Raw genomic sequence first — 5,546 nt, 5'->3', positions numbered from 1 at the left:
CCCCGGGGGGGGCGTCGCGCGGGCCCCCCCCCCCCAAACCCCCCCCCCCCCCGGGGGGGGGGTGTTTTGGGGGGGGGGGCCCCCGCTACTAAAGCTCGGTGACGGAGCCGCCGGCGGCGGTGATCTTCTCGCGCGCGCTGCCGCTGAACTTGTGCGCCGACAGGTCCACCTTCACCGTGAGCTTCCCGTCGCCGAGCACCTTGACCAGAGAGTTCTTGCGGACGGCACCCTTGGCCACCAGTTCGTCCACACCGATGGAGCCACCATCGGGGAACAGCCGGTTGATGTCGCCGACGTTGACGATCTCGTACTCGGTACGGAATCGGTTGCGGAACCCCTTCAGCTTGGGCAGCCGCATGTGGATGGGCATCTGCCCACCCTCGAATGTCACCGGCACGTTCTTACGCGCCTTGGTGCCCTTGGTGCCGCGGCCCGCGGTCTTGCCTTTGGAGCCGTCGCCGCGACCGACGCGGGTACGCGCCGTCTTCGCCCCCCGGGCGGGCCGCAGGTCGTGCAGTTTGAGCGTCATTTCGCGTCACCTCCAGCCGGCTCCACCTCGACGAGGTGTCGCACCACCGCGATCAGGCCCCGGGTCTGCGGGTTGTCCTCACGGATCACCGAATGCCGAATCCGTCGCAGGCCCAGGGTGCGCAGGCTTTCGCGCTGCTTCCAGCGCGCCCCGATGGTGCTGCGCACCTGGGTTATCTTCAGTTGGGTCATGGTTGCGGCTCCCGTGTTGCGGCGGCGGCCAGCGCTTCACTTTCCCGGCGCGCCTTGAGCATTCCGGCGGGAGCGACGTCCTCGATCGGCAGGCCGCGACGCGCGGCCACCTCCTCGGGACGTTGCAGCAGCTTGAGCGCGGCCACGGTGGCGTGTACCACGTTGATCGCGTTGTCACTGCCCAACGACTTGGCCAGAATGTCGTGCACCCCAGCGCATTCCAGCACCGCTCGCGCCGCGCCACCGGCGATCACACCGGTACCCGGGCTGGCCGGACGCAACAGCACCACCCCGGCGGCCGCCTCACCCTGAACCGGGTGAGTGATGGTGCCGCCGATCAGAGGCACCCGGAAGAAACCCTTGCGAGCCTCCTCGACGCCCTTGGCGATCGCGGCCGGAACTTCCTTGGCCTTGCCGTAGCCGACACCGACCATGCCGTTGCCGTCACCCACGATGACCAATGCGGTGAAGCTGAAGCGACGACCACCCTTGACCACCTTGGAGACGCGGTTGATCGCGACGACCCGCTCGAGGTAGTTGCTCTTGTCGCCGTCACGATCGCGACCCCCCCGGCCCCCGCCGCCTTCGCGCCGGCCGCGCGAGTCGCGGCTGTCGCGCGAATCCCGGCTGTCGGCGCGGGTTTCTCCGGCGCCTGCCGACTGCTCCGCCATTATGCGGTCCTTTCGTTCATCAAGCCTGTGTTGTTCATCAGAATCGCAATCCGTTCTCGCGTGCGGCATCGGCCAGCGCCGCGATCCGTCCGCCGTAGGTGTAGCCGCCACGGTCGAACACCACGGCGTCGATGCCGGCGGCCTTGGCGCGCTCGGCGATCAGCTGGCCGACCCGCACGCTGTGGGCTTTCTTGTCACCTTCCAGGCCGCGCACATCGGCCTCGATCGACGACGCGGCGGCCAGTGTGGTGCCGTTGAGGTCGTTCACCAGTTGCACGTGAATGTGCCGCGCCGACCGGTGCACCACCAGCCGCGGACGCTGTGCGGTACCCGAGATCTTCTTGCGCAGCCGTGCGTGCCTACGCAGCCGGGAGACCCGCCGGGTGGCGGATACGCTGTGTCCCACTGATTGCGCCATGATCACTTACCTGTCTTTCCGACCTTGCGGCGGATCTGCTCGCCCTCGTAGCGCACGCCCTTGCCCTTGTACGGGTCGGGACGGCGCAAACGGCGGATGTTCGCCGAGATCTGGCCGACCTTCTGCTTGTCGATGCCGGAGACCGAAAACTTCGTCGGGGTCTGCACCGCGAAGGTGATGCCTTCGGGCGCTTCGATCACCACGGGATGGCTGTACCCCAGGGCGAACTCGAGATTGCTGCCCTTGAGCTGGACGCGGTATCCGACGCCGAAGATCTCCATCTTGGTGGTGTAGCCCTCCGTCACACCGGTGACCAGATTGGACACCAGGGTGCGGGACAGGCCGTGCAACGAGCGGCTGCGCCGTTCGTCGTTGGGCCGGGAAACCACGATCGCACCGTCGTCGTTGCGCGCCACCGTGATTGGCTCGGCGACCGTCAAATCCAGGGTGCCCTTGGGCCCCTTCACCGACACCTTCTGGCCGTCGATCGTGACGTCGACTCCGGTGGGGACCGGAATCGGCTGCTTACCAATGCGCGACATGCTTACTCCCTCACCACACGTACGCGAGGACTTCGCCGCCCACGCCCTGTCTGGCTGCCTGACGATCGGTTAGCAGGCCCGAGGAGGTCGAGATGATCGCCACACCCAGGCCGCCGAGCACCCGCGGCAGGTTGGTGGATTTCGCGTACACCCGCAACCCCGGCTTGGACACCCGGCGCAGACCGGCGATGCTGCGCTCGCGGCTCGGCCCGTACTTGAGCTGAATGACCAGCGACTTGCCCACGCGAGCGTCCTCGGTGCGGTAATCGGTGATATATCCCTCTTTTTTGAGGATCTCGGCGATGTTGGCCTTGATCTTCGAGTGCGGCAACGTCACCTCGTCGTGGTACGCCGAATTGGCGTTGCGCAGACGGGTCAAGAAGTCTGCGATCGGATCCGTCATCGTCATGGTTTAGTCCCTGTGTCCTGTCACCAGCTGCTCTTCTGCACGCCGGGCAACTCGCCCGCATGCGCCATCTCGCGCAGGCAGATCCTGCACAGTCCGAACTTGCGGTACACCGCGCGCGGGCGGCCACACTTGCTGCAGCGGGAGTAGGCGCGCACCGCGAACCTGGGCTTCTTTGCCGCCTTGTTAACCAGTGCCTTCTTAGCCATGTGCTCAGTTCTCCTTGAACGGAAAGCCGAGGGCCCGCAACAGCGCTCGTCCTTCGTCGTCGTTCGTCGCCGAGGTGACGACGTTGATGTCCATGCCGCGAACCCGGTCGATCTTGTCCACGTCGATCTCGTGGAACACCGACTGCTCGGCCAGTCCGAATGTGTAGTTGCCGACACCGTCGAACTGTCTGGGCGAAAGCCCGCGGAAGTCACGAATACGTGGGAGCGCGATCGAGGTGAGGCGGTCGAGGAACTCCCACATCCGGTCGCCCCGCAGGGTAACTCGGACGCCGATCGGCATGCCTTCACGTAATTTGAACTGCGCGATGGACTTTCGCGCCTTACGGATCTCCGGCCGCTGCCCGGTGATCAGCGCCAGGTCGTTGACCGCGCCGTTGATCAGCTTGGCGTCCCGGGCGGCTTCGCCCACCCCCATGTTGACGACGACCTTGGTCACCGTCGGGATCTGCATGACATTGCCGTAGCCGAACTGCTTGTGCAGCGCATCCCGAATCTCGTTGCGGTAGCGCACCTTCAGGCGCGGCTGAACTTTCTCTGCAGTGGTCATGCTAGATGTCCTTGCCGTTGCGCTTGGAGATACGGACGCGCTTGCCGGTCTCCTCGTCCACCCGGTAACCGATTCGGCTGGGCTTGCCGTCCGAGTCGACCACCATCACATTGGAGACGTGAATCGGGGCTTCCTGCGTGACGATTCCACCGGACCGGGCACCGCGCTGGTTCGTCGAAATCGCGGTGTGCTTCTTGATTCGGTTGACGCCCTCGACCAGTACCCGGTTACGGTCCGGATAGGCCTGCAAGACTTTGCCCTTGGCCCCTTTATCTTTACCGGCGATAACCAGCACGGTGTCGCCCTTGTGCACCTTCATCTACAGCACCTCCGGGGCCAGCGAGATGATCTTCATAAATCGCTTCTCCCGCAGTTCGCGGCCGACGGGGCCGAAGATGCGGGTTCCGCGCGGGTCGTTGTCAGGCTTGATGATCACCGCGGCGTTCTCGTCGAACTTGATATAGCTGCCGTCGGGACGCCTGCGCTCCTTGACTGTACGCACCACAACCGCCTTGACGACGTCCCCGCGCTTGACGTTGCCGCCGGGAATGGCGTCCTTGACGGTGGCGACGATGACGTCACCGATGCCGGCGTACCGCCGAGACGAGCCACCCAGCACCCGGATGCACAAGATCTCCTTGGCGCCGGTGTTGTCGGCGACCTTCAGCCGCGATTCCTGCTGAATCACTAGATCTCCTGACCTGGTTGAGGTGAGCACGGCAGCCCACCAGAACCTGACGTGCGCGGTCTTTCTTTTGCCGAAGGGCACGCGGGGCCGATAACGCTTGCACGCAACCAGCCGAGGTCTGCCCAAGGCAACCCCTAGAGTCTAGGTGAAGGCCAGCTCAGAGCCAAATCTGTGTCCCTGAGACTTAGACTTCCGCAATGTTCTCGGAGACGCGCTATGCGATGAACGGCGATGTGCGCGTCGCGTATCGCACGTCCCGCGAGGGTGAGCGGGACATCGTGTTCGTCTCCAACCCCTTCACGAACTGTGAGGTCTTCACTGAACTGCCCTCTATCCAAGGCTGGCTCGAGGCGATGACCTCGCTTGGTCGATTCATCTTCTTCGACCATCCGGGCACCGGGGTGTCCGATCCCGCACCCCCGACCTTGGAGCTATGGGCCGACAGCATCGCCGCGGTGTTGGACGATCTCGGAAGCGGCGAAGCGGTCCTCATCGGGATGAACGGCACATTCGCCTCATCGGCTGTCTTCGCGGCGACATATCCATCCCGCACCACCGCGCTGGTCGTGCTCGACGGCTACGCGGATCCGCTTGTTGAACGCACGGAGAGATCCACCCCCGAGGAGCTCGCTGCTGCCGCGACCGCCATGTGGGGCACTGGCGAACTCGCGCATCTCGGGAATCCGGACATGCCGTGGAACGAGGAGATCCGGTCCACCTGGGCACGGCACGAACGCCTGGCGGCAAGCCCCGCGACGTTTGCCCGGATGAGGTCCCTGCTGGATGAAATGGACGTGCGGGCATTGCTTCCCACAGTGCGTGTACCGACACTTGTGCTCCATCACTCCGATGACCCCTTCATCCCGCCCACGTTGGGCAAGGACATCGCCGATCGCATACCGGGCGCGAAATACGTTGAGCTGCCGGGGCGCAACGTGTTTCACTTCGTGGAGCCGTGGCGTGCGTCGTTTCAGGCGATCGCTGAGTTCTTGACCGGTGAGCAGACTGCAGTGGCTGAGGATCGGGTGCTGGCGACGGTGTTGTTCACCGACATTGTGGATTCGACGCGGCGGGCCGCGGAGGTGGGTGATCGGGACTGGCATGCCTTGCTGGATGCCCACGATGCGGTGGTGCGCGCGCAGTTGGGTCGGTTTCGGGGTCGTGAGGTCAACACCTCCGGTGACGGTTTTTTGGCGGTGTTCGACGGCCCGCAACGCGCGATCCGTTGTGCGGTGGCGATTCGCGACGCGGTGCAGGCGTTGGGTCTGCAGGTGCGCGCCGGGTTGCACACCGGTGAGTGCGAGGTCCGCGGCGACGATATTGG

At 65.0% G+C, this 5,546-nt stretch carries 11 protein-coding genes; 1 reads left to right on the top strand and 10 read right to left on the bottom strand.

Going from position 1 to position 5,546, the window contains the following annotated elements; genetic code table 11:
- Positions 1–88: 88 nt before the first annotated feature.
- From rplO to rplN, 10 genes are read right to left on the bottom strand one after another with little or no spacing between them, the layout of a single operon-like run.
- The gene (rplO, locus tag A9W99_RS05515) at positions 89–529 is read right to left on the bottom strand and encodes a 50S ribosomal protein L15 (protein ID WP_067374633.1); all 441 of its coding nucleotides are present in this window, start codon (positions 527–529) and stop codon (positions 89–91) included.
- Positions 526–720 carry a 50S ribosomal protein L30 gene (rpmD, locus tag A9W99_RS05510; RefSeq protein WP_067374630.1) on the bottom strand — a complete coding sequence of 65 codons (195 nt, stop codon included), beginning with the start codon at positions 718–720 and terminating at the stop codon, positions 526–528. The genes rplO and rpmD overlap by 4 nt, the downstream gene beginning before the upstream one ends.
- Positions 717–1,391, bottom strand: coding sequence for a 30S ribosomal protein S5 (gene rpsE / locus A9W99_RS05505; protein ID WP_067374628.1), 675 nt, complete (start codon positions 1,389–1,391; stop codon positions 717–719). Before rpsE ends, rpmD begins: the two co-directional genes overlap by 4 nt.
- 37 nt (positions 1,392–1,428) lie before the next feature.
- The gene (rplR, locus tag A9W99_RS05500) at positions 1,429–1,797 is read right to left on the bottom strand and encodes a 50S ribosomal protein L18 (protein ID WP_082929836.1); all 369 of its coding nucleotides are present in this window, start codon (positions 1,795–1,797) and stop codon (positions 1,429–1,431) included.
- A gap of 14 nt (positions 1,798–1,811) precedes the next feature.
- Positions 1,812–2,351, bottom strand: coding sequence for a 50S ribosomal protein L6 (rplF, locus tag A9W99_RS05495; protein ID WP_067374624.1), 540 nt, complete (start codon positions 2,349–2,351; stop codon positions 1,812–1,814).
- A gap of 10 nt (positions 2,352–2,361) precedes the next feature.
- Complete coding sequence (rpsH, locus tag A9W99_RS05490) at positions 2,362–2,760, bottom strand: 30S ribosomal protein S8 (RefSeq protein ID WP_067235432.1); 399 nt, start codon at positions 2,758–2,760, stop codon at positions 2,362–2,364.
- A 20-nt stretch (positions 2,761–2,780) separates the two neighbouring features.
- Positions 2,781–2,966, bottom strand: coding sequence for a type Z 30S ribosomal protein S14 (locus A9W99_RS05485; RefSeq protein WP_067235436.1), 186 nt, complete (start codon positions 2,964–2,966; stop codon positions 2,781–2,783).
- A gap of 4 nt (positions 2,967–2,970) precedes the next feature.
- The gene (rplE, locus tag A9W99_RS05480; RefSeq protein WP_067374620.1) at positions 2,971–3,534 is read right to left on the bottom strand and encodes a 50S ribosomal protein L5; all 564 of its coding nucleotides are present in this window, start codon (positions 3,532–3,534) and stop codon (positions 2,971–2,973) included.
- Between the two features lies 1 nt (position 3,535).
- Entirely contained in the window at positions 3,536–3,853 is a 318-nt protein-coding gene (gene rplX, locus A9W99_RS05475; protein WP_067374617.1) for a 50S ribosomal protein L24, read from the bottom strand.
- The gene (gene rplN, locus A9W99_RS05470; protein ID WP_003403649.1) at positions 3,854–4,222 is read right to left on the bottom strand and encodes a 50S ribosomal protein L14; all 369 of its coding nucleotides are present in this window, start codon (positions 4,220–4,222) and stop codon (positions 3,854–3,856) included.
- 197 nt (positions 4,223–4,419) lie between these two features.
- Between rplN and A9W99_RS05465 the strand changes: the two genes are divergently transcribed.
- Positions 4,420–5,546: adenylate/guanylate cyclase domain-containing protein (locus A9W99_RS05465; protein WP_067374612.1), on the top strand; the 1,127-nt coding region annotated here is incomplete at its 3' end.

Origin of the sequence: Mycobacterium sp. 1164966.3, from assembly GCF_001665395.1 — a bacterium.
Classification (GTDB): domain Bacteria; phylum Actinomycetota; class Actinomycetes; order Mycobacteriales; family Mycobacteriaceae; genus Mycobacterium.
This window is presented reverse-complemented; position numbering and strand designations above follow the sequence as displayed.